Genomic DNA, 22,732 nt, shown 5'->3' on the forward strand with positions numbered 1-22,732 from the left:
CACCTGCTCTGTTTCTTTACTTTGTAAAAGAAGAAAGGTTGTCGAGTTGCATGAGGTTCAGCGTATTAGTCAAACATGACGATTATATTGTTTCAGACCATGTCCTTCATCAAGTGCGTACGATACCCGGCGTAACGTATCTGGATTTAATAACACGATTTTTAGCTGAGAAAGGGATATCACCCCGAAGTTTTGAAATCAAACATGTTTTATTCCGTGAACCTGTTGCGACGTCAGTCCATTTTGATAAAAAAGTCACCTTCCAGTTTACGGAACAAGAAAATGGCTGGCTTGTTGAAACAACAAGCAGGAAATGGGTCGCTGAAAAGGCGGAAGATGAAGCGTCAGTCAACTTGCAGGCGGAAATCATAAGAAAAAATGCGATAAACGAAAAGACAATTTCAATCGAAGCATTAAAGAAAGGGGCCGTCCGGACTTCGGAGGCTGAAGCCGCCTATCGTAATTTGCGCAGGGGCGGCCTGATTCATAAAGATTTTATGAAATTGGAAGGTACGGTATATGAAGGTGAAAATTATATTCTGGGAGAGGTCAGTTTAAGCGGACTTTCAAAAGAATATACAGATGACTTTTACATGCATCCCGCATTTTTGGATGGGTCTCTCAGCCTGTTGGGAATCCTTACATCAGACTTGCCGGATGAAGGAACAAATGCGTTTATCCCTATATATATTGAGACATTCCGGGCACTGCATAAAACAACCGGATCTTGTTTTGTGTATATTAATAAAAACAGTATAACGCAGCCGCCTTCTAAAGACATTTTATATGCGGACATAGAAGTATACAGGCCTGATGGAGAGCTTGCTTTTTATTATGAACGATTCGGTGTGAAAAGAGTCAGAAATGAAAAATCAATACAAAGGCTGGAGCATTCCCATAAAGCAAAAGAGGTCGGCAGCGTAACGAACAATAAAGAAATGATCAGAAATAATTTGATCCAAGAGATAGCCGGCATGATTGAAAAGCCTGCTGAAACGGTGAAGAATGATATTTCCTTTTACGAGATGGGCTTGGATTCTAAACAGTTATTAGACTTATCCAAAAAATTAGAACTGATGTTAGGTTCAAAGCTGTACCCGACTTTATTATTTGATTACTCCACAATCGGTGAATTGACAGAATATCTGCAGGAGAAATACGGAGCTCGCGTTACAGACTCTATCTCTGATACAGTTCAGCACCAAGACAGTCAAAAAACATTAACAGATGAGCTGTCATCCATTATTGGAGATGTTACAAACACGCCGCCAAATAAAGCGGACAAACATCAATCTTTTTACGAACTGGGTCTTGACTCAAAACAGCTGCTTCATATATCGAAAATGCTCGAGGAAAGATTAGATACACAACTGTATCCGACATTGCTTTTTGATTATAACAATATTCATGATTTAGCAGCTTATTTAGAAGAAAAATATGCTGTGCGTAATACGCCGGCCGCAGCTTTTAAAGAAAAAATGCAAACGAAAGAGCCGTCTGAAAAGCCGATGCTTGAATCTTTATATTTACAAAAAGAATGGATAGAATCGCCATTAAAATCCGGAGAAGTGTCTAAGGAAAATACATTGATTTTCGATTTCGACAGTTCATTGAGTGATGAAATCCGAAAGTACATCGGCAGTGAAAATGTTATTTATGCGGAAGCCGCCGCTGAATATGAAATGGTAAATGAAAAGCATTATAAATTTAATCCGGAGCAGTCTGCTCATTACACCAGACTGTTAGATGATATGAAAAAGTCCGGAGCGTTTCCGGCGTCAATCATTCATTACCTGTCAAAAAAAGCTTATACTGAGGCAGCGTTAGATTTGACTCACAGCTTTTATTCAATCCTTTATTTAAGCAAAGCGTTGATCCGTCAAAAAATAAAAGATAACATCAACCTTTTGTTCGTACATGACAAGGATCAATATACAAATCCGATTTACGCCGCGATTGGAGGCTTTTTTAAAACGCTGAATGCGGAGCAGCCGAATATAAAGTGTAAAACGGTTGAGATTTCTTCAAGACAGACCATTGAAAAAGCACCTTTGCTTCTCAATGAATTAAGCGCCGGACATCATGAGGCTGTGAAATATGACGGCGATCAAAAAAGGCGGGTGACAGCATACAAAGATGCTTCGCTGCAACCAGGGCAAAAGGCCGCAAAGTTTGTAAAAAACGGAGTGTATCTCATCATCGGAGGGTTAAGCGGCATCGGCTGGATTATTTCAGCGTTTATTTATGCAAATCACGGAGCCAGCGTTATCATTGCCGGACGATCGAAAATGACAGCAGAAATGGAAGAAAAATTAGACAGCATCCGATATGACGGGGCAAGCATTTCTTACATCCAGGCTGACATGTCAGATAAACAGCAGGTCATCAAGTTAGCGGAAAAAATTCATGCTGATTATTCCGAAATCAACGGGGTCATTTACAGTGCAGGCGTGTTGAAAGACTCTTTCATTATGAATAAAACAGACGCAGAAGCTCAGGCGGTGCTGCAATCAAAGGTCAATGGTGTGATTCATTTGGATGAAGCGCTCAGAAATATGCCTTTAGACTTTTTTGTTTTGTTTTCTTCCATCTCATCAGAAATCGGAAGTCTGGGTCAAGCCGATTACGCCTACGCCAATCGTTTTCTGGAGCATTTTGCCGAGTGGAGGGAATGTATGAGAAAGGAAGGGGGGAGATCAGGAAAAACCATCGCTGTAAATTGGCCTTTCTGGAAGGACGGAGGCATGTCAGTTGATCCCGGCATTCAAGACATTATGAAAACGGAGTACGGACTTCACCCATTAGAAAATAATGCCGGAATCAAAGCTTTTGAACACTCGCTTCTCGGCCAAGGCCACCAGCTGATCGTGTTATACGGAGAAAAAGAAAAAATACAAAATGATTTCAATCCGTTATCCGCCCGTTCAGCACCGCCTCTAGTAAGAGATTCAGCGATTGCAGCCGATTTTGATGCTTCGTCAATCGTTACGGAAGAAGCTGAAAGTCCATTCCGAATACTCGGCACAGCTTCCAATCGTCATCTCGACGATTATTTGCATTATTGGAGCAGACTGAAGAAAGGAGCCCTTCGGCACGATCAAAGCGATGCCGCAAAAAAACTCATCGCTTTTTACCAGACAGAAGAAACGGAAACGGTTCATTTTCTGGCAAACACAGAAAATGCCCGGCATATGGAAATATTGATGAGCGGTAAGGGCGAAACAATTTTACTGATTTGCGGTTTTGCTACCACTGCTTACATGTGGAAAGAACAAATGAAGGAGTGGGCAGACCAATTTAATGTAATTGTCATCCACACACCGGGTTACGGGCTGAGTGAGGGGAGCGCCGATTTTACATTGAGCGGGCTGGCTCAGACTTTTATCGAAGTGCTGAACGAGATAGGGGTTGCTTGGCCGATCCACATTGCGGCAGCTTCTTGGGGAGGCATGATAGGACAGAGGATAGCCTATGAATACCCTGAAAAAGTAAAAACACTCATTCTTTCCGGAAGTTACACCGAATACGAAGAAGACCCTGAAAGCAGTGTCGAGGAAAAACTGAAAAATGATTTTATAGCTATAGGAAAATCGCATGAATATGAAAGTTTATACAGGAATCAATTCTTAAATGCTTCTATTGAACGTTTTATGAAGATACATCAACAAGAAGGCTATTCTACGATCGGCTTTTTAAAAGACATTCATACAAGAACGCTTATCCTTACGGGTGAGAAGGAAAGCGTAGTTGATCAGAAAGAAACAAAAAGGCTGAAGAAACTGCTGAGTAATGCAGAATTAAAGAAAATTAAGGGAGCGGGGCATCTTCCGAACATCACACACCCGGAAGAATTTAATAAAGCGGTGTCAGAATTCATCAAGAAATCAGTAAGTAAGGGATGAAAACGATACATACAGTACAGGGGGAGAAAGCAATGAAACAAACAATAAGCAATCCGGCATTTGATATGAAACAAATTAACGCTCTTAACAGCCATTATCAGACGATGATAGACAATGGAGATCTGCAATGTGCGAGTTATATGATATCAAGAGGAGGCGAGGTTTTTGCAGCTGAGTCGTTAGGGGAATTTACCGGCGGACAAAAAGAAAAGCAAACATTTCAGCTTGATACAATCAGAGAAATCGGTTCTTTGACAAAAGTGTTTACCGCTGTAGCCGTCATGCAGCTCGTCGAAAAAGGTCTGCTCGATCTGAAAATGCCGGTCAAGCTCATTTTGCCTGCGTTTGATAAACCGGGTTTCGGAGAAATTAAAATTTTACACCTTTTGACTCATACGGCGGGATTAAGTTTTGAGCTGGATATTCAAAAGGCTGAAGCGATTGACTTAACGAATGAGGAAGAATGGATAAACTATCTGATCAATACGCCTTTAGAGTACGGAGTGGATGAAGCATGGAACTATTCCAGAACCGGCTTTGTTATACTTGGCATCATTATTTCAAAAGTAACAGGCGTATCCTACGAACAGTATGTAACAAAGCATATTATTGAAGCGCTCGGATTAGAAAGAACGTTTTTTTATGTGCCTGATGCGTTAAAAGAAGAAGTTTGTGTGATCAATGAACACGAGTGCGTACAGCTGGAAAAAAGTCATCACCCGTATTTTCCGAATAAAGCGACAAGCGGTCTGTACTCTTCGTTGGAAGATATTTGGAAGTTGGCTGAAATGTTTAGAAATAAAGGCAGATTGAAAGATAAGAAGCTGCTTGGAAGAAAAACAGTCGAGGCCATGCTGAGAAATCAAATAAAGCCCGGTCTTCCTTTTTACTTCTTCGGAGCGCCCAGAGAGGAAGGCGGCTTTGGTTTAGGCATTAATTTGTGGCCGGCCGGTGACCATTATTTCATGACAGAAGGCACCTTCTCACATCTTGGAATGGGTTGGTGCGGCATGTTTTCTGATCCAGCCGAAGATTTTACGTATGTATTTTTCACTCCGATTTCCGAGTTTCATCCTCATGCCGTGCTGACGCCGCTGAATATCGTGTGGGCGGGTATTGAATAATTAGACAAAAGCATCGTCCCGTCTGTCCGGCAGGCGGGACGATTGCTAACTGCCCGTTTTTATCCCGCGGCATCTTCTCAAAGCCCGCCCTCGAAGTTAAATAACTTAATTTACTCTTTGTAATTTTTTTTAATTATAGTACAGTAGAGCGTTTTTATAATACAGTTTAAAGTCTTTTATAGTACAGTTTGGCGCAGTATGATCTTAAGTTTTATAAGCGGTTTCAAAATAAGGTTATAAATAATTGACGGCTTTGTTTAATTACTGTAAACTATGGTTGTTGATCATATTGTACTAATAAAAAATCTTTTTTTATTAGTACAGTTTAAACGTCATTATCTTTGCTTAAGCGCTATGTGAATTTCTGAATGATTAATTTTAGAATTGCAGAGCATGATAAGACTGTTTTTAATACGGATGGCTAAACGGTATCCTAACCCTGTTAAATCAAAAGAAGAGGTGGTTTAAAAAATGGCTGCAAAGACAAAAACTTCAATTGTTGATAGCAAAAAACAATTTGATGCTATTAATAAGCAGTTTGAAACGTTCCAAATTTTAAATGCTGAAGGAGAAGTCGTAAATAAAGACGCAATGCCTGATCTTTCAGATGATCAGTTAAAAGAATTAATGAGAAGAATGGTGTATATCCGCATTTTAGACCAGCGTTCAATTTCTCTTTCCCGTCAAGGACGTTTAGGTTTCTATGCACCGACAGCGGGCCAGGAAGCTTCTCAAATTGCATCACACTTCGCGCTTGAACAGGACGACTTTATCCTTCCGGGTTATCGTGACGTTCCTCAGCTGATTTGGCACGGGCTTCCTTTACATCAGGCATTCCTTTTCTCAAGAGGCCATTTTAAAGGTAATCAGATGCCTGAGGGAGTAAATGCTTTATCACCTCAAATTATTATTGGTGCTCAAATTATTCAAACCGCAGGTGTAGCTTTAGGTCTTAAAAAGCGCGGTAAAAAAGCGGTTGCTATTACTTACACTGGTGACGGCGGAGCTTCTCAAGGTGACTTCTATGAAGGAATGAACTTTGCCGGAGCATTTAAAGCGCCAGCGATCTTCGTTGTTCAGAATAACCGCTATGCGATTTCAACTCCTGTAGAAAAGCAATCATCCGCGCAGACAATTGCCCAAAAAGCAGTTGCTGTCGGTATTACAGGTGTTCAAGTAGACGGAATGGACGCACTAGCCGTTTACGCTGCAACCGCAGAAGCACGCCAGCGCGCAATTAACGGTGAAGGTCCGACTCTGATTGAAACTCTTACATTCCGTTACGGACCTCATACAATGTCCGGTGACGATCCGACTAAATACCGTACGAAAGAAATAGAAAATGAATGGGAGCAAAAAGACCCGCTCGTACGTTTCCGCAAGTTCTTGGAAAACAAAGGACTATGGTCTGAAGAAGAAGAGAACAAAGTGATTGAACAGGCCAAAGAAGAAATCAAACAAGCTATCAAAAAGGCTGACGGCGAATCAAAACCGAAAGTAACAGAGCTGATTGAGAATATGTTTGAAGAGCCGACGTTCAACTTGAAAGAACAACTTGAAATTTACAAAGCGAAGGAGTCGAAGTAAGCCATGGCGCAAATGACAATGATTCAAGCGATCACTGATGCGTTACGCACAGAACTGAAAAACAATGAAAACGTTCTGCTTTTCGGGGAAGATGTAGGCGTTGCCGGAGGCGTATTCCGTGCAACTGAAGGCCTTCAAAAAGAATTCGGTGAGGACCGCGTATTTGACACGCCGCTTGCTGAATCCGGTATCGGAGGTCTCGCTCTCGGTTTAGGCCTGCAAGATTACCGTCCTGTTATGGAAATCCAATTCTTCGGATTCGTATATGAAGTAATGGATTCAATCTCAGGACAAATGGCTCGTCTCCGCTACCGTTCCGGCGGACGCTGGACTTCTCCGGTGACAATCCGTTCTCCATTCGGCGGAGGGGTTCATACACCTGAACTTCACGCTGACAGTTTGGAAGGCCTTATCGCTCAGCAGCCGGGTATTAAAGTTGTTATCCCTTCCACTCCTTACGATGCAAAAGGACTGCTGATTGCCTCTATCAGAGACAATGATCCGGTTGTTTTCTTAGAGCATATGAAACTTTACCGTTCTTTCCGTCAGGAAGTTCCTGAAGAGGAATACACAATCGAGCTTGGCAAAGCTGATGTGAAACGCGAAGGTACTGACCTTTCTATCATCACATACGGCGCGATGGTTCATGAGTCGCTTAAGGCTGCTGAAGAGCTTGAAAAAGAAGGCGTTTCTGCTGAAGTTATCGACCTTCGCACTGTAAGTCCGCTTGATATTGATACGATTATTGCTTCTGTTGAAAAAACAGGCCGCGCAATTGTCGTGCAGGAAGCTCAAAAACAAGCCGGTATCGCTGCCAACGTTGTAGCTGAAATCAATGACCGCGCGATTCTGAGCCTGGAAGCTCCGGTTCTGCGTGTTGCGGCGCCTGATACAGTATTTCCTTTCTCGCTTGCTGAGAGCGTATGGCTTCCAAACCATAAAGACGTTCTTGAAACTGCGAAAAAAGTTCTTGAATTTTAATCAGGCATCATAAAAGACGGTAAAGAGAGTCCTTTTCTCTTATGATGAAGGAGTCTGTTTACTAGGTTCAATGCTTGCGTATGCATAACTAAAATTTGCTTAATCAACTAGGAGGTCGAAAACTGTGGCATTTGAATTTAAACTTCCGGATATCGGGGAAGGTATCCACGAAGGCGAAATCGTAAAATGGTTTGTTAAGCCGAACGACGAGGTAGAAGAAGACGATGTTCTGGCTGAAGTGCAAAATGATAAAGCAGTGGTAGAAATTCCTTCACCTGTTAAAGGAAAAGTATTAGAATTAAAAGTTGAAGAGGGAACAGTTGCAACTGTTGGACAAACGATTATTACGTTTGACGCACCTGGTTACGAAGATCTTCAATTTAAAGGAAGCCATGATTCAGGAGAGGCGAAAACTGAGGCTCAAGTTCAGTCGTCTGCTGAAGCAGGGCAGGATATCTCTAAAGAAGAGACTCCTAAAGAGCCTGCAAAAGAAACCGGCGCAGGACAGCAGGACCAAGCGGAAGCTGATCCGAACAAACGCGTGATCGCGATGCCTTCCGTACGCAAATATGCCCGTGAAAAAGGCGTGGATATCCGTAAAGTAACAGGTTCAGGCAATAACGGACGTGTTGTAAAAGAAGATATCGACAGCTTTGCAAATGGAGGAGCGGCTCAAGAAGCGGCACCGCAAGAAACAGCTGCACCTCAGGAAACAGCTAAACCTGCAGCGGCTCAGGCTCCTGAAGGCGAATTCCCTGAAACACGCGAAAAAATGAGCGGTATCCGTAAAGCGATCGCGAAAGCAATGGTGAACTCTAAGCATACTGCACCGCACGTAACTCTTATGGATGAAGTTGACGTAACAAATCTTGTTGCTCACCGCAAACAGTTCAAACAAGTTGCTGCTGATCAAGGCATCAAGCTGACTTATCTGCCTTACGTCGTCAAAGCATTAACATCCGCTTTGAAAAAATTCCCTGTTTTAAACACATCGATTGATGATAAAACAGATGAAGTGATCCAAAAACATTACTTCAACATCGGAATTGCAGCGGATACCGAAAAAGGCCTGCTTGTGCCGGTAGTGAAAAATGCCGACCGTAAAGCCGTTTTCGAAATCTCTGATGAAATCAACAGCCTTGCTACAAAAGCGCGTGAAGGCAAGCTTGCACCTGCGGAAATGAAAGGCGCTTCTTGCACGATCACAAATATCGGTTCTGCCGGAGGCCAATGGTTCACACCGGTTATCAACCACCCAGAGGTTGCGATTCTCGGTATCGGCCGTATTGCTGAAAAAGCGATCGTCCGTGACGGTGAAATTGTAGCTGCTCCTGTCTTAGCTCTTTCTCTCAGCTTTGACCACCGTATGATTGACGGAGCAACTGCACAAAATGCGTTAAACCACATCAAGCGTTTACTGAACGATCCACAACTTATTTTAATGGAGGCGTAATGTTATGGTAGTAGGAGATTTCCCTATTGAAACAGATACTCTTGTGATTGGTGCGGGACCAGGCGGCTATGTAGCTGCCATCCGCGCTGCTCAGCTTGGACAAAAAGTAACAGTCGTTGAAAAAGCAACTCTTGGAGGCGTTTGTCTGAACGTCGGCTGTATTCCTTCAAAAGCGCTCATCAATGCAGGCCATCGTTACGAGAATGCAAAACATTCAGATGACATGGGAATCACTGCTGAGAACGTAACGGTTGACTTTACAAAAGTCCAAGAATGGAAAGCTTCTGTTGTAAATAAGCTTACCGGCGGTGTTGCAGGCCTTTTAAAAGGAAATAAAGTGGACGTTGTAAAAGGGGAAGCTTATTTCGTAGACAGCAACTCTGTCCGCGTAATGGATGAGAACTCTGCGCAAACATACACATTTAAAAACGCAATCATTGCTACCGGTTCTCGCCCTATCGAATTGCCAAACTTCAAATATAGCGAACGCGTTCTGAACTCTACAGGCGCACTTGCGCTTAAAGAAATTCCGAAAAAGCTCGTTGTTATCGGCGGCGGATATATCGGTACTGAGCTTGGAACAGCGTATGCGAACTTCGGAACTGAATTGGTTATTTTAGAAGGCGGAGATGAAATTCTTCCTGGCTTCGAAAAACAAATGAGTTCCCTCGTTACCCGCAGACTGAAGAAAAAAGGCAACGTTGAAATCCATACAAGCGCCATGGCTAAAGGCGTTGAGGAAAGACCTGACGGCGTAACAGTTACATTCGAAGTAAAAGGCGAAGAAAAAACGGTTGATGCTGATTACGTATTAATCACTGTCGGACGCCGTCCGAACACTGATGAGCTCGGCCTTGAGCAAGTCGGTATCGAAATGACTGACCGCGGTGTCATTAAAACAGACAAGCAGTGCCGCACAAACGTACCGAACATTTACGCAATCGGTGACATCATTGACGGACCTCCATTGGCTCACAAAGCGTCTTACGAAGGTAAAATCGCTGCGGAAGCTATTTCAGGAGAGCCGGCTGAAATCGATTACCTCGGTATTCCGGCGGTTGTATTCTCTGAGCCTGAACTGGCTTCTGTCGGTTACACTGAAGCACAGGCGAAAGAAGAAGGCATTGAAGTCGTTGCAGCTAAGTTCCCGTTTGCAGCAAACGGACGTGCGCTGTCTCTTAACGAAACTGACGGCTTCATGAAGCTGATCACCCGTAAAGAAGACGGTCTTGTAATCGGTGCGCAAATTGCCGGCGCAAGCGCTTCTGACATGATTTCTGAATTGAGCCTGGCGATCGAAGGCGGAATGACTGCTGAAGATATCGCGATGACAATTCACGCTCACCCGACATTGGGCGAAATCACTATGGAAGCTGCCGAAGTAGCAATCGGAAGCCCGATCCACATCGTAAAATAATGATGTAACAAAGAAACAGCCCCCGTTTGTAAAAGCGGAGGCTGTTTTTATTGTGCAAGCACATGCTGCATAGGTTTGATGATATCCTCTTTTTTCTTTACGGATCCCTCAATCTTCATGACCACATGCCGATGATTGATCACCATCAGCGCAGGGAACGTGTTGATTTCCTCTTCCCATCCCTTTCTGTTGTCATAAACCTTCATTTGATCGACATGATGGGGATATTTCTTTTCTAAATCAAGAATCGCATCGTAATAAGGAACTTCTTTATCTATATGATTTTCATCGGAAAAAAACAAGATTTGAGTGTGATGAATGCTGTCGATCCGGTTATTTTTGAATGGAATGACAGTAGAAACCGAACAGCTTGACAGAACGAACAGCATCAAAAAAAAGGGAATCACCGTACGGTAGCGCATCTATCTTACTCCTCTGTTTTATATAATATATTGGTTCATCCATTTATAAGGACTATATTAAGTGTATCACGAGAGGTGAAAAACCTAAGGCTTGTTACTGAATTGTTATATAATTGAAACCGTTTTTAATGAAGAAATAATACGTGTGACAACTTGTACAGCCGATGTGTAAAAAAGGCACATTGTTTTTCGTGAGAGCGCTGTTTTTTCGTTATACTGGGGGCAAAACCATATCAGGAGGGATTGTCATGTATAAAGCCGCTGCAGCCGTCATATGTATGTGCTTACTCGCCGGCTGCCAATCAAATGAAAAGATGCAAACAAACAAACCCTATTCTCAAGCCGCGGCCAATCATGCCAAACGGGAAAACCATCATACAAAAGAGAAAAAACAGAAGGCGGAGCCCCGTTACTATATCAATCCGAAAACCTTTTCTGTGGAAAAAATGGATGAACAGAAAGAAAAAAAACCGATCGCATTGGTAACGATCGATGACGCGCCTGATCAGCATGCCGCTGAGATTGCGGACAAACTGCATGATCTCAATGCGTCAGCGATCTTTTTTGTAAACGGACATTTTTTGAAAAAAGATGAAAATAAGAAAGCGCTTAAGCATATTCATGAGTTAGGCTTTATGATCGGAAATCATACAATGACTCATCAAAACTTAAAAGATCTTTCCGAACAAAAACAACGGGAAGAAATCATTGGCGTCAATAAAGCGGTTGAAAAGGTAATAGGAGAGAAACCCGCATTTTTCAGGGCGCCTTTCGGAAGCAATACGGACTACAGTGACAGACTTATAAAAAAAGAAGGAATGGTGAAAATGAACTGGACCTTCGGGTATGATTGGGATCAGAAATATCAATCAAAAAAAGCGCTTACCGATATCACCCTGAGCAGTCCTTACCTGCGGGACGGCGCCAACATATTGATGCATGACCGGAAATGGACGGCTGAAGCCATGCCGGACATTGTAAAAGGATTGCGTCATAAAGGATATACCGTGATTGACCCTCGAGCTATAAAAAGACCGTAAAAAATAAATGTGTTATACAATTTATCGGTTGACATATTAAATGTGACATAATAATATAATAACAACAAGTAAAAATTAAGCGTTTTCAAATTCTGAGAAATGGGGAATGACAGATGGGTACAATTGTTTGCCAAGACTGTAACGAAGCGATTCATTACTTTGAGGATGAGAAGGTCACGACGTTATACGGAACATGCTGCGGACAATGCCAGTGTCATCTTGAAGAAGAGTAAAAAGCGTAAAAAAGGCCCGAAACGATTTCGTTTCGGGCTTCTTTATGTTTATTGGATGGCTTTTTGCTCTTTGATGACTCTGATCATTTCAAGCGTTGCATCTTCGGGACCCTGCACAGGAAGGCCGGCGTCCAAGTTTTTAAAAATGTAGCTGATATTTTCTTCAGTAATGATCTCACCCGGAATAAAGATCGGAATTCCCGGCGGGTACACCATGACAAACTCTGCAATGATCCGTCCCGCGGATTCTGTTAACGGAATGACTTCCGTATTTGCGTAAAAAGCGTCTCTTGGCGTCATCGCTAACAGAGGAATCTCAGGAAGCAGAACTTCCGCTTGCTGATGAGCATAGTCATTTGCAGAAGCCTGCTTTGAAATGTCTGTAAGCGCGCTTACAAGACGGTCGGCATCTCCTGCTCTGTCTCCGGGGGTGAAAATACATAAAATATTATACAAATCGGACAGCTCGACTTCGATATTAAATGATTCGCGGAGCCATTTTTCAACGTCATGACCCGTCAGGCCGAGGTTTTTGACCGAAATGATTAATTTAGTCGGATCATAACTGAAGGCAGCTTTTGACCCAGTGATTTCTTCGCCGACACAGCGGATGCCTTCAATTTGATTGAGGCGTTCCCGTGTCTGATCCGCCAGCAGAATCGTTTCTTCAAGAAGATCGCGGCCTTCTGTAGCGAGGCGTTTTCTTGCGACATCCAGTGAAGCGAGAAGCAGATAGGATGTTGACGTTGTCGTCAGCATGCTTAAAATCGACTGTACTCTTTCTTTGGAAACAAGGCCTTCTCTCACATTTAAAATGGAGCTCTGCGTCAGGGAGCCTCCCAATTTGTGCACGCTTGTGGCTGCCATATCAGCGCCCGCCTGCATGGCGGACAGAGGAAGCTTATCATGAAAATGAATATGCACGCCGTGCGCTTCATCGACAAGAACAGGCACATCGAAAGAATGCGCGAGCTTTACAATGCTGCTCAAGTCAGCTGCCACACCGAAGTATGTCGGATTGATGACAAGCAGGCCTTTTGCGTCAGGGTGCTCCGTCAAAGCCCGCTCGGCGGACTCAAGCGTAATGCCGTGAGAAATTCCGAGCTCAGCGTCAATTTCCGGGTGTATAAAAATCGGCACCGCTCCGGAAAATACAATGGCCGACATAATGGATTTATGAACGTTTCTCGGGATGATGATTTTATCTCCGGGTCCGCATACGGCCATGACCATCGTCATAATGGCGCCGCTCGTCCCTTGTACGGAAAAGAAGGTATGGTCTGCGCCGAATGCTTCCGCGGCCAGATCCTGGGCTTCTTTAATGATGCCCTTTGGCGCATGTAAATCATCCAGAGGTTCGATATTAATTAAATCTATGCTTAACGCGTTTTCTCCGATAAATTGTCTGAATTCCGGGTCCATTCCCGCGCCTTTTTTATGGCCCGGAATGTGGAATTGGACAGGCTGTCTGTCCGCGTGCTTTTTCAGTCCGCTGTACAGGGGTGTTTCATGTTGCGGCAATTGTTTTCCCACCTTTATCATAATACCTACGGATTAGTTTGTATTACATTCAGTTTTATTACCCGTTTTTTAAACGTAAAACAAATGAATTATATTATGAACTTGAAAGAAAGTAAAGAACAATTTATGATCTATGGAAGATGCTTATTTTGAGCATGATGATAAAGGAGTGAAGACATTTGGAATATCAATATCCGATGAATGAGGACTGGACGACAGAGGAGGCCGTGGACGTCATTGCTTTTTTTCAGCAGGTGGAAAACGCCTATGAAAAAGGAGCTGACCGAGACAGACTTCTGAATGCGTACCGCCGCTTTAAAGAAATCGTTCCCGGGAAAGCGGAAGAAAAGAAAATCTGCAGCCAATTTGAAGCTGACAGCACCTATTCCCCGTATCGGACTGTGAAACAGGCGAAACAATCAGATCAAGCGATTATCAAAATGTAGACAAAAGCGAGCCGGCAATCGGCCCGCTTTTTATGTTATGAGACTTTCTGAGTCAGTGTGTATAAGAAGGAAAGCTTCCTAAAAGCATCTTCAATGGTTTGCAGGAATTCATTGTTGTTCATGTTGATCACGTCTTCTTTTTGCAGCTGAATGCCGCATAAAAGCTCTGCTTTTTTCACTGTCTGCAGGCGTTCAAATAATGTTTTCAGCTGCTCCTGATCCATGTCGGACTGCTTGTACGCACCTGGCTTCGTATGATCCGGCGACCATACAAAATGACCGGGAATCTGTTTTGTGATTTCCTCCTGCTTCGCTTCCAGCAATCTGCCGTATTCCTCTTTTATCGGAGATTCATAAATGATGGCAAACCATACAAACATATGGGTGTCCCATAAACCGATCTGAAAGTGAGGGAGTTTCTTATAGCCGCGTTTGCTGTTGGCAAAGGCAACCCAGCTGTCAGCCGGCGGGTTGACAGATCTTCTCGCGTGCTTGGCGACATGCGGGAACATTTCATCTCCTGTCAATGCTGACAATGTCGGTGCGAAATGCTCTCCTAACAAGGTCAGCTTCGGACGGACTTGTTCTTTTAACACCTCCATGCGCGGATCTAAACCTTCTATTGTAAATGTATCGAAGTCTTCTTTTGTAAAACGCATCTGAGTCATCTTTTTCCTCCTTATCGTAAGTATTCATATTTTACCACAGCCGCCGCCGGCCGCAAAAACATTGAGAACGTTTGAGACGAGAGGATTGGTGGTAAAAAACGAATAGGTAAACACACAATTTTAAGAATGTTGTTACAGCCGAATATAAGTTTCCATACGATATAAGAAGTATCATTAATAAATTGGAAAAATGGGATGCTTTTTTAACAAATGATCTCTGGAAGGGGCGAAAGACAATGAGGCAAGTGGTGAAGGAAGGATTCAGGGAGGAAAAAAATAACCGTGTAGCTGTCTGGAGACTAGAGGTTGATTATGAATTGGCAACCCTGTATGAGGCCATGCAAAAAGAGAATGAAGATCAAATCGATCTCAGCAAAAGAAAACTGGAACGTCTCAGAAAAGAATGGATTCGGCTTAACGGATAAAGAATAGTAAAAACGAACCGCAGGAAATGGTTCGTTTTTACGTGAGAAGGCATTTTTTTCATTTTCCTTGCTTTTTCATCGCCTTTATCAGTATGCTATAGAATAAGCTATACATAGAAAAGAGGTACACGGTATGACAAATTGGACGGAAATTGATGATATCGCAAAACAATGGGTAAAAGAAGCCGGAACGAGAATCAGACAATCCATGCAGGAAAGCTTGACGATTGAAACAAAATCAAATCCGAATGATTTAGTCACAAATATTGATAAAGAGACGGAGCGCTTTTTCATTGACCGTATACAAGGAACTTTTCCCGGACACCGGATTCTCGGAGAAGAAGGGCAGGGGGATAAACTCCGCTCCCTTGACGGAATCGTCTGGATCATTGATCCGATTGACGGGACGATGAATTTTGTCCATCAAAAGCGGCATTTCGCGATCTCCATCGGCATCTTTGAAGACGGAAAAGGCAAAATCGGCTTAATTTATGATGTGATGCAGGACGAACTGTATCACGCATTCAGCGGAAAAGGGGCTTATCTGAACGATACGCCGCTTGCTCCTTTAAAAGAAGCTTCCATTGAAGAAGCCATTATTGCAATCAATGCCACATGGGTGACGGAAAACAGAAGGATTGACCCGAGTATTTTGGCGCCGCTCGTAAAACGGGTCAGAGGAACGCGTTCCTACGGTTCGGCGGCACTTGAGCTGGCCAGTGTTGCGGCCGGCCGCATTGACGCATACATTACGATGAGGCTCGCGCCGTGGGATTACGCTGCCGGCTGCGTGCTGCTGAACGAAGTCGGGGGCATTTACACGACCACAGACGGCGAACCGTTCACGTTTTTAGACAACCACAGCGTGCTTGCGGGCAATCCGGCTATACATAAAATTATCTTTGACGACTATTTACATGCTGACAGGTAGAGATTTTGAAGAAGAAGATCTCGGGTTTCTGGAGCAGCTGGCGGCATCGCACCCGGTGTGGAAAAACGAAGAGTTCGGAACAAAAAATGCGGCGGAGTTTATGCTTGCATACTCCATGTACAATGGAACGTGGCTCGTATGGGAGATTGACGGCGCTCCTGCCGCCGTCAGTTTTCATTTGGAATGGGCCCCTTCAAACGGAAAACCGTGGCTCGGAACCGTGGCCGTCGCTCCGGAGGCAAAAGAGAAAGGAATCGGACGCGCGGTCATTGAAGAGATTGCGGGCCGGCTGAGAGGAGAGCATAAAGCGATGTTTTCAGCCGTTCCCCTGGACAGGCAGGAATGGGTTTTGTTTTTAAGTCAATGCGGCTTTGAACAGCTTAAGCTTGAAAAAGACGATCGGGAAAAGACATATATGATCATGGTGAAGCCATTGTGAAATGTTTCAGATATAAAAAAGAGACCGGATTTCTCCGGTCTCTTTTCTTGTTTACAAGCCGACCGCATTCCAGGCCGCTTCTACGCTTGCAGCGTCTTGAGAGCCGTAAAGGTCCCGCGCTGATTGAATCAAAGCTGCTTTTGCATCTTTAAAGCTTGATGACGGAGTGAGATATACCGTCAGTGCGCGATAGTAAATCTGCTCCGCTTTTTTCACGCCGATTTTTGTAATCGTGTTGTAAGCGGCTTTGTTCGGAATTCCGCTGTTTGTATGCACGCCGCCGTAGTCGCCGGCATCAGTGTTCGGAAGGTTTTGATAATTTTTGTAATGGTCGGGCTGTCCGTATTTTGTCGGATTGGATAAGCTGCGGAGAGCCGGCTGGCTGACCGTAATATCCTCACCGATATCCCAGTCCTCAGTATCGGTGAAGTACCCGAATACATCAGAGAAGGATTCGTTTAAAGCGCCCGGCTGATTTTCATAGTTCAGGTTGGCTGTTTCCTGTGTAACGCCGTGTGTCATTTCATGAGCCGTGACGTCCATTGAACCGGAAAGAGGGGAGAAGAATGAACCGTCACCGTCTCCGTAAATCATTTGGTCGCCGATCCAGGCCGCGTTATTGTATTTGCTGCCGTAATGAACAGAAGATACGATTTTGCCGCCTCTATTGTCGTAGCTATTGCGTTTAAACGTCTGATAGAAATAATCATACACTTTGCCGAGATTGTAATGCGCATCAACCGCAGCGCGCTGAGAAGAAGTTGTGAACTGGTTTGTAGTGCTTGATACGAGCGTGCCCGGCAGGTTATATTGTCGGTTTTGCAGATCGTACGTAATAATTTGTGTTCCGGTAGGCTTCGAAAGATCGCGCATTACATATTTGCCGTTTTCAGAAGAAATATTTAATGAGACCGTTTTTCCTTTAAGAGTCGTACCTGTTCCGGTTGCAGCGGCATGCTCCACTTTGTTTTGCTTTTTCAGGACTTTCCCTGTTTCCGCATCAACGGTTACTTCCCAGTTAGCTGGTTCCGGTTCGATGTAGCGGATGGTTACATCATAGGCGAGGCGGTATTTACCGTCTTTTGTGGCCGCTGCTTTCAGCTCGGCTTTGTTTTTGTTTGCAACGTTGCCGTTAGAGACGGCTTCAGGTGATTTGCCGATTGCTTTAAAAGCATGATCCAGCGCCTGATTTGCAGATAATTTTTTGCTGTTTGCCGTTTTGGCAGAAGCATCGTTGTTTAATTCACCGTTAATCGCATAGACATTGTTGGATTTATCGACGTGAATAATGACTTGCGAGTCCTTCACAGGCACACCGTTAACGACAGGCACATAACGGAAGTGCTTGTAGCCGAGATCATCGGTCGTGTGGTCAATCAGCTTCAGTCTCTCAGAAGGGTTGCCTTTGAAGACTTTGCCGTTTTGTTTCAAGTATTGCTTGATTGCTTTGTCACTGACTGAAGGCAATTCAGATTGCACCAAAGAATGCTTCGGCACAAAGTTCGTCAGGTTTTCTTTAAGCTGAGGATTCTCAGCGGCCTGAACACCCGGAAGACTGATGGTTAAACTCATAAAGGAAGCGGCGACAGCAACAGACAATTTCTTACCTAAACCCACAATAAATCCCCCTTTTTGAAAATAATGAAAACTTATATTGTTATAATAAACCAGCATTCTCTCATTCTGCAATATAAAACTAGACTCCGCTGATGAATTGATAGAATCGTCCCGTAAAGGCTTCCGGCGGGCAGCGTCAGGGGATAAGCCGAGAGACACGTGTTGAATCAGACATGAGTCGAATGATGCGATTTATTCTGAAAAAAATGACAAATGAAGTCGGGAAAAATGATAGAGGAAAAATGTTCCGATCTGTAAAACTTTTTTTATAGCCGTTTGTCTAAACAGGTGAGGCCTTAATAAACGAAAAGGATTGTTTCAGATGTCAGAGATTTTCAGTCATTTTATTCAGCATTTCGACAGATATTTCATTTTAAGCAGACAAAGCGTGTTGATCATTCAGTGGTCAGCCGTCTGCCTTGCTGTTTTATACGCGCTGACTTTTCATCCGAAAATCAGCCGTGAGAGAGTTTGGTTTTATTCAGGAATTCTGCTCAGGGCCGTATTATTGGCGGGCATAACAGTTGAATTGGTTCATCAGGTGCAGAGTACTCGCTTTAGCGCGAACTATTTGATATCGGAAGAAAGAGAGCTTCTTCCGATCGTTCATCTCTTAATGTATGGGTATGTGCTGCTCACCGCGTTTCACTATATGCTCATGCCGCAGAAGCAGAGGGGAAAGGGCATATTTTATACCTTTGATCTCACTGTGGTGACACTGCCCGTCATTCAGCTGATCTTCAGTTTTTTCACTTTCTGGAATAACAGTCCCGATGCGATGGCGGGGGAGGATATAGTTTCGATGCTATGTTTTATTACGGTTGTTTTACTACTTCTGATTTCTATGAATGTTTTATTCTTTAAAATGTATTGGAAACCGAGACCCGTTTTTATCGGTGTGTTTTATGCCGGGGTCATCGGGCTGTTGGTGTGGGTGCTCGCTGCGCCCTCGGCAGGTGTAACAAAAGATTACGGCAGACTTCTCCCATTTACGGTGTATTTAACGATGGTCGGTTTTCTGATGACCCATCATTTATTTCATCGGTCAGACAGGATCAGACAGCGGACGAAAAGCTTTCTTGCGGCGGCAACGGCCGCTGGTTTTATTGTCTTTTTGAACCCGGTATACAATGCGGGCGATGCAGCTTTTGCGGTTTCAAAGCCGATAGCTGAAGATTCTGTTGATAATGTGGGTGAACATATCACTTCAGACCAAGCGGAACGGATCCTTACGTCATTTTTTCCGGCTGAGAATCCGATTTATTTAACAGAGACCAATCAGGACCTCCATTACTTTTACCGTTTTAAAACGGAAGATTATGAAGCGGAAGTGGACGAGGTTTCCCGATTGATTACAAATTATCAATATCTTAAAAAACCGGAAGGCCGCACTTTTACAGAAGAGGAATACCGGAAAAAGTCGCTGGATTTCTTGTCGGCGCACGGCCGAAAAATAAAAACACAAGGCATTCAGACAACAGTGAAAAAAGAAGACGGACAGTTTATCGTGGAGATTGCGCCGAAAAGACAAGGGACGAAACACGAAGATTCAGGCACAGTATTTTACTGGGAAAAAGACACCATTATGGGTTTTTCAGAAGATCCGTCTATTTATCAGTTTGAGTCCCTGCCGCAGGTGCATATGAAGGAAAAAGACATAGTGAAAGCAACAAAAGCCGCCTTTCGTACGCTGCAAATGCCTGATCAGACATTTGAAATTACAAATACAGCTATAAACAGCCTGATCGGCAGCAGTTTGACCGTAACTGCGACTAACGGAACGGAGCTGATATTTGATGCAGCATCCGGACGTCTTATGAAAATCAGAGTCTCACCTGACAGCACCGTTTTAACAAAAACAGAACTTCAGAAGAAGCTCTTTTCATTGCTGCTGGGCGCGGATACTTCAAAACTTAGACAAATTGACAAATCGGAAGGCACTCTCGTTTTTGAAAACTCTGAAGGCACATTCGTTACGCTCCGGAATGAAGAAGGCATGAAAGAGGTCTCATTCTACGGACAGGTAAGCGCCAAAACATTCCCGCATACATACAGAGACGGGGAAACAGCCTTCAAAAGAGTGGCGGGGGCATATAACGGCATCATTTACAAAAAGCGGGTGAAGCCTGTCATAGCGGTGAAAGCCGGCGTAACATATAACGCATGGCTCGTCATTATTCAGCCGTTCGGTTCAAACCGTCATGACGTATATGTAGTGAACGCGGATACTTACGAGGCGGTGAACCTTTATGAACAATAAAGAAAAAAAGGCTGTCTTCTTCGATTTATACGACCTTTATAAAGAAGGAGAACTTGAAGGCGGCACGCTCCAGTGGATGAAAGAACATGAGCATTTATTCGGAGCAGAGGCGGAAAACAGAAAACGGCAGAATGAACATGGCTTGAGTGCGCCGTCCGGCGATATCCGCCAGATTAAATACATGAAATGCCTGACGTATGGATTGTACGGATTCTTCATTGTGCTCTCAATCTGGATGACAGTGTGGTTTTACTTTTAAATGAAAAACAAGATGTCAATTGAACAGCTGTATCGTGAACATTATCAAGATATTATGTATTACCTTTACAGACGCACACAACATGCTGAAACCGCTAAAGACCTCGCTCAGGATACATTTATGAAAGCATTTAACGGGCTTGATTCATTTAAGGGCCACTCGTCTATCAGAACGTGGCTCTATGCAATTGCCCATCATACCTTCATCAATTGGTACAGACGTGATAGAAAATATCAATTTTCAGATATCACTCTGAATGAAGGGCTTCAGCAAACAACATATGAACTGCCGGAGAATTACGTCGCCCGGACAGACACTCAGAATGCGCTGACCGGGCAGATTCAGCGTCTGAAAAGCGATCAGCAGACCGTTTTAATTTTGAGGGAATTTCAAGAGCTGTCTTACGAAGAGATTGCTGATGTTTTGGACTGGAGTCTTTCGAAGGTGAAGAGCACCCTGTACAGGGCGAGAATGCAGCTGAAACAGCACTTGGCGGAAAAAAGGAAGGACGGACAGATATGACTTGCTGTTTAGTGAGAGATTTACTCCCTTTATATATTGAAGGCGATTGTGAAACAGAAACGGAGCGGTTTATTTCCCGCCATCTTGAATCATGCGGTAAGTGCGGGAGTTTATATCATATGATGAAGGCGCCGCTTGACCTCGGCATCCCTGAGATGAAGGCGCCCCCCTGTTATGCAGAAGAAGAAAGGCGGTTTAAGGAACGGTATTACGGGAAGCTGCTGATAAAAGCAGCCGGTTTGTTCGGCGCTGTTTTCTTTATCATGCTGATCCTTAAACTGCTGATTTAAAAAAACGCCCGGCTGAATGACCGGGCGTTTTATCCGTTTACTCAGCCGGATGAAAGGCTGTATAAATGCCTTCAAGCAATTCCTGCGGCAGTGAATTAAAGAATCCGGCACACAGCTTTGCTTCTTTTTTTCCTGCTCCTGCTTTTTCAGCAAGGTCCTGATCAAACGTATACACACCGTCTTCTTCAATCAGCGCAGATTGAAGGATATGAAGACTTTGGGAAAAAGCGGTGAACAGCTGATCAACGATAAGGGCCTCTTTTTCCGTAAATCCGAGCTCCACCGCTTTTTCTTTATTAAATGTATATTCGCCGTCCGTTTTCTCAATACATTGAGAAAGAACGGTTAAAAATTCGGTTGAACTGTCCCACAGCTTTTGAATGGTCTGTGCGGTTTCTTTATCTAATCCCAATTCAACCGCTTTTTCACCGTCAAAATAATAGACGCCGTCTTTTTCGTAAATGGATTGGCTGATGATGTCAATGAGTTTTGCCGCGTCTTCCGGTGTTTTCTCTCCGGAAGCCTGCAGGGCATGTGGTTCATTTGCCTGGATCGTTTTTGCGCCGGCAGAATCAAGCGGACTGAATGCAAGCAAGGCGGCTGAGGCGGTTGCGGCGGCAGTTACAGCGGTTTTCTTCAAAAAAGATGTTTTCATTTCATTCTCTCCTTGTCATGTGTATTTGCTTACAGCCACAAGTATAAAAAGACAATGATGGAATTGATATAGGAGGTATGGTATTTTCTGCATAACGATGCCGGACTATTTCAGACTGCATTTTCTGAGGGAATCTGCTGATATAACTAGAATGGGGGCCGTCATTTCCGGCTTCCTGACTAGGCGGCGGGGGAGATAAGCCTTACATCTGGAGCCTGTTTTGAGGATATAAAAAAGCCTGAATCTTTGATTCAGGCTTCATAAGATATTGTCTTTCCATGTTTACGGAATTTTGCAAAGGGTCATGCTTTTAATCAAGCAGTCCCTGTTCGCGCATTTTTTTCTTTACGGTAAAACCGCTTCCCATCATGGCGATAACGAGAACAATGCTTCCGATGATGCCCCATGCGCTTTTCTCAGCGATTGATACGCCGATCAGCATCATGCTGAAGACTGCTGCGAATGCAAATAATAATAAGAGCCAATTCAATTTTTTCATATTTCCATCCCCTTTAACGTCATACTTTCAGTTTACAGAAA

At 43.7% G+C, this 22,732-nt stretch carries 22 protein-coding genes; 16 read left to right on the forward strand and 6 right to left on the reverse strand.

All coding sequences use genetic code 11. From position 1 onward, the window contains the following. The first annotated feature begins 50 nt into the window (after positions 1-50). The 6 genes from VP472_RS07235 (at position 51) to lpdA (ending at position 10,464) form a co-directional block, all read left to right on the forward strand. Positions 51-3,902 (forward strand): alpha/beta fold hydrolase, encoded by a 3,852-nt coding sequence (locus tag VP472_RS07235; protein ID WP_153986657.1) that lies wholly within the window; start codon positions 51-53, stop codon positions 3,900-3,902. A gap of 32 nt (positions 3,903-3,934) precedes the next feature. After that, positions 3,935-5,026, forward strand: coding sequence for a serine hydrolase domain-containing protein (locus tag VP472_RS07240; protein WP_146276702.1), 1,092 nt, complete (start codon positions 3,935-3,937; stop codon positions 5,024-5,026). A gap of 471 nt (positions 5,027-5,497) precedes the next feature. Next, positions 5,498-6,613, forward strand: a complete 1,116-nt coding sequence (pdhA, locus tag VP472_RS07245) for a pyruvate dehydrogenase (acetyl-transferring) E1 component subunit alpha (RefSeq protein ID WP_003154530.1) — start codon at positions 5,498-5,500, stop codon at positions 6,611-6,613. A 3-nt stretch (positions 6,614-6,616) separates the two neighbouring features. After that, positions 6,617-7,594 carry a pyruvate dehydrogenase complex E1 component subunit beta gene (gene pdhB / locus VP472_RS07250; protein ID WP_003154528.1) on the forward strand — a complete coding sequence of 326 codons (978 nt, stop codon included), beginning with the start codon at positions 6,617-6,619 and terminating at the stop codon, positions 7,592-7,594. Between the two features lie 124 nt (positions 7,595-7,718). Then, positions 7,719-9,047 (forward strand): pyruvate dehydrogenase complex dihydrolipoyllysine-residue acetyltransferase, encoded by a 1,329-nt coding sequence (gene pdhC / locus VP472_RS07255; RefSeq protein ID WP_003154526.1) that lies wholly within the window; start codon positions 7,719-7,721, stop codon positions 9,045-9,047. Positions 9,048-9,051: 4 nt separating this feature from the next. Continuing rightward, a complete protein-coding gene (gene lpdA / locus VP472_RS07260) occupies positions 9,052-10,464 on the forward strand; it encodes a dihydrolipoyl dehydrogenase (RefSeq protein WP_033574600.1) in 1,413 nt (470 codons plus the stop codon). Positions 10,465-10,511: 47 nt separating this feature from the next. Here the strand turns inward: lpdA and VP472_RS07265 are convergent, their stop codons facing one another. Beyond that, positions 10,512-10,886, reverse strand: a complete 375-nt coding sequence (locus tag VP472_RS07265) for a hypothetical protein (RefSeq protein ID WP_014304946.1) — start codon at positions 10,884-10,886, stop codon at positions 10,512-10,514. Between the two features lie 248 nt (positions 10,887-11,134). Here VP472_RS07265 and VP472_RS07270 point away from each other — a divergent pair, with 248 nt between their 5' ends. Both VP472_RS07270 and VP472_RS07275 read left to right on the forward strand, forming a co-directional pair. Beyond that, positions 11,135-11,926 carry a polysaccharide deacetylase family protein gene (locus tag VP472_RS07270; protein ID WP_071391881.1) on the forward strand — a complete coding sequence of 264 codons (792 nt, stop codon included), beginning with the start codon at positions 11,135-11,137 and terminating at the stop codon, positions 11,924-11,926. Positions 11,927-12,039: 113 nt separating this feature from the next. Then, on the forward strand, positions 12,040-12,159 hold the full coding sequence (locus VP472_RS07275; RefSeq protein WP_003154518.1) for a GapA-binding peptide SR1P: 120 nt from the start codon (positions 12,040-12,042) through the stop codon (positions 12,157-12,159). A 48-nt stretch (positions 12,160-12,207) separates the two neighbouring features. On the opposite strand, the gene VP472_RS07280 is transcribed toward VP472_RS07275, so the two are convergent. Next, complete coding sequence (locus tag VP472_RS07280; protein WP_128574609.1) at positions 12,208-13,680, reverse strand: aminotransferase class I/II-fold pyridoxal phosphate-dependent enzyme; 1,473 nt, start codon at positions 13,678-13,680, stop codon at positions 12,208-12,210. 179 nt (positions 13,681-13,859) lie between these two features. Between VP472_RS07280 and VP472_RS07285 the strand changes: the two genes are divergently transcribed. After that, on the forward strand, positions 13,860-14,126 hold the full coding sequence (locus VP472_RS07285; RefSeq protein WP_007409667.1) for a UPF0223 family protein: 267 nt from the start codon (positions 13,860-13,862) through the stop codon (positions 14,124-14,126). 35 nt (positions 14,127-14,161) lie between these two features. Here the strand turns inward: VP472_RS07285 and VP472_RS07290 are convergent, their stop codons facing one another. Further along, the gene (locus tag VP472_RS07290) at positions 14,162-14,794 is read right to left on the reverse strand and encodes a DUF1054 domain-containing protein (protein WP_014470447.1); all 633 of its coding nucleotides are present in this window, start codon (positions 14,792-14,794) and stop codon (positions 14,162-14,164) included. A 236-nt stretch (positions 14,795-15,030) separates the two neighbouring features. Here VP472_RS07290 and VP472_RS07295 point away from each other — a divergent pair, with 236 nt between their 5' ends. The 3 genes from VP472_RS07295 (at position 15,031) to VP472_RS07305 (ending at position 16,589) form a co-directional block, all read left to right on the forward strand. Next, a complete protein-coding gene (locus tag VP472_RS07295) occupies positions 15,031-15,219 on the forward strand; it encodes a hypothetical protein (protein ID WP_003154513.1) in 189 nt (62 codons plus the stop codon). 133 nt (positions 15,220-15,352) lie between these two features. Beyond that, the gene (suhB, locus tag VP472_RS07300; protein ID WP_007409670.1) at positions 15,353-16,150 is read left to right on the forward strand and encodes an inositol-1-monophosphatase; all 798 of its coding nucleotides are present in this window, start codon (positions 15,353-15,355) and stop codon (positions 16,148-16,150) included. Next, positions 16,137-16,589, forward strand: a complete 453-nt coding sequence (locus tag VP472_RS07305) for a GNAT family N-acetyltransferase (RefSeq protein WP_003154511.1) — start codon at positions 16,137-16,139, stop codon at positions 16,587-16,589. The genes suhB and VP472_RS07305 overlap by 14 nt, the downstream gene beginning before the upstream one ends. Positions 16,590-16,640: 51 nt before the next feature. Here the strand turns inward: VP472_RS07305 and VP472_RS07310 are convergent, their stop codons facing one another. Then, on the reverse strand, positions 16,641-18,206 hold the full coding sequence (locus VP472_RS07310; RefSeq protein ID WP_069473399.1) for a M4 family metallopeptidase: 1,566 nt from the start codon (positions 18,204-18,206) through the stop codon (positions 16,641-16,643). A gap of 322 nt (positions 18,207-18,528) precedes the next feature. Between VP472_RS07310 and VP472_RS07315 the strand changes: the two genes are divergently transcribed. Genes VP472_RS07315 through VP472_RS07330 form a run of 4 tightly spaced genes read left to right on the forward strand, consistent with a single transcriptional unit; the run spans position 18,529 to position 21,537 of the window. Then, positions 18,529-20,466 (forward strand): hypothetical protein, encoded by a 1,938-nt coding sequence (locus VP472_RS07315; RefSeq protein WP_146276704.1) that lies wholly within the window; start codon positions 18,529-18,531, stop codon positions 20,464-20,466. Beyond that, positions 20,456-20,725 carry a hypothetical protein gene (locus VP472_RS07320; RefSeq protein ID WP_070081772.1) on the forward strand — a complete coding sequence of 90 codons (270 nt, stop codon included), beginning with the start codon at positions 20,456-20,458 and terminating at the stop codon, positions 20,723-20,725. Before VP472_RS07315 ends, VP472_RS07320 begins: the two co-directional genes overlap by 11 nt. Beyond that, the gene (locus VP472_RS07325; RefSeq protein ID WP_024085267.1) at positions 20,726-21,247 is read left to right on the forward strand and encodes a sigma-70 family RNA polymerase sigma factor; all 522 of its coding nucleotides are present in this window, start codon (positions 20,726-20,728) and stop codon (positions 21,245-21,247) included. It begins immediately after the preceding gene. Further along, positions 21,244-21,537, forward strand: a complete 294-nt coding sequence (locus VP472_RS07330; protein ID WP_146276706.1) for an anti-sigma factor family protein — start codon at positions 21,244-21,246, stop codon at positions 21,535-21,537. The genes VP472_RS07325 and VP472_RS07330 overlap by 4 nt, the downstream gene beginning before the upstream one ends. Before the next feature lie 37 nt (positions 21,538-21,574). Here VP472_RS07330 and VP472_RS07335 read toward each other — a convergent pair whose 3' ends face one another. Continuing rightward, positions 21,575-22,192, reverse strand: a complete 618-nt coding sequence (locus VP472_RS07335; RefSeq protein WP_017417716.1) for a hypothetical protein — start codon at positions 22,190-22,192, stop codon at positions 21,575-21,577. Between the two features lie 310 nt (positions 22,193-22,502). Next, complete coding sequence (locus VP472_RS07340) at positions 22,503-22,691, reverse strand: YlaF family protein (RefSeq protein ID WP_003154504.1); 189 nt, start codon at positions 22,689-22,691, stop codon at positions 22,503-22,505. Between the last annotated feature and the right edge of the window lie 41 nt (positions 22,692-22,732).

This window comes from Bacillus sp. MT(2024) (assembly GCF_036362845.1).
GTDB lineage: Bacteria > Bacillota > Bacilli > Bacillales > Bacillaceae > Bacillus > Bacillus velezensis.

Bases quoted from the DNA above. Each gene is read 5' to 3' on its own strand.
- VP472_RS07265 (WP_014304946.1), bottom strand. From the start codon at position 10,886: ATGCGCTACCGTACGGTGATTCCCTTTTTTTTGATGCTGTTCGTTCTG.
- VP472_RS07270 (WP_071391881.1), top strand. From the start codon at position 11,135: ATGTATAAAGCCGCTGCAGCCGTCATATGTATGTGCTTACTCGCCGGC.
- VP472_RS07240 (WP_146276702.1), top strand. From the start codon at position 3,935: ATGAAACAAACAATAAGCAATCCGGCATTTGATATGAAACAAATTAAC.
- VP472_RS07295 (WP_003154513.1), top strand. From the start codon at position 15,031: ATGAGGCAAGTGGTGAAGGAAGGATTCAGGGAGGAAAAAAATAACCGT.
- VP472_RS07330 (WP_146276706.1), top strand. From the start codon at position 21,244: ATGACTTGCTGTTTAGTGAGAGATTTACTCCCTTTATATATTGAAGGC.
- VP472_RS07340 (WP_003154504.1), bottom strand. From the start codon at position 22,691: ATGAAAAAATTGAATTGGCTCTTATTATTATTTGCATTCGCAGCAGTC.
- VP472_RS07335 (WP_017417716.1), bottom strand. From the start codon at position 22,192: ATGAAAACATCTTTTTTGAAGAAAACCGCTGTAACTGCCGCCGCAACC.
- suhB (WP_007409670.1), top strand. From the start codon at position 15,353: ATGACAAATTGGACGGAAATTGATGATATCGCAAAACAATGGGTAAAA.
- VP472_RS07290 (WP_014470447.1), bottom strand. From the start codon at position 14,794: ATGACTCAGATGCGTTTTACAAAAGAAGACTTCGATACATTTACAATA.
- pdhA (WP_003154530.1), top strand. From the start codon at position 5,498: ATGGCTGCAAAGACAAAAACTTCAATTGTTGATAGCAAAAAACAATTT.
- VP472_RS07320 (WP_070081772.1), top strand. From the start codon at position 20,456: ATGAACAATAAAGAAAAAAAGGCTGTCTTCTTCGATTTATACGACCTT.
- VP472_RS07305 (WP_003154511.1), top strand. From the start codon at position 16,137: ATGCTGACAGGTAGAGATTTTGAAGAAGAAGATCTCGGGTTTCTGGAG.
- pdhB (WP_003154528.1), top strand. From the start codon at position 6,617: ATGGCGCAAATGACAATGATTCAAGCGATCACTGATGCGTTACGCACA.
- VP472_RS07275 (WP_003154518.1), top strand. From the start codon at position 12,040: ATGGGTACAATTGTTTGCCAAGACTGTAACGAAGCGATTCATTACTTT.
- VP472_RS07315 (WP_146276704.1), top strand. From the start codon at position 18,529: ATGTCAGAGATTTTCAGTCATTTTATTCAGCATTTCGACAGATATTTC.
- lpdA (WP_033574600.1), top strand. From the start codon at position 9,052: ATGGTAGTAGGAGATTTCCCTATTGAAACAGATACTCTTGTGATTGGT.
- VP472_RS07235 (WP_153986657.1), top strand. From the start codon at position 51: ATGAGGTTCAGCGTATTAGTCAAACATGACGATTATATTGTTTCAGAC.
- VP472_RS07325 (WP_024085267.1), top strand. From the start codon at position 20,726: ATGAAAAACAAGATGTCAATTGAACAGCTGTATCGTGAACATTATCAA.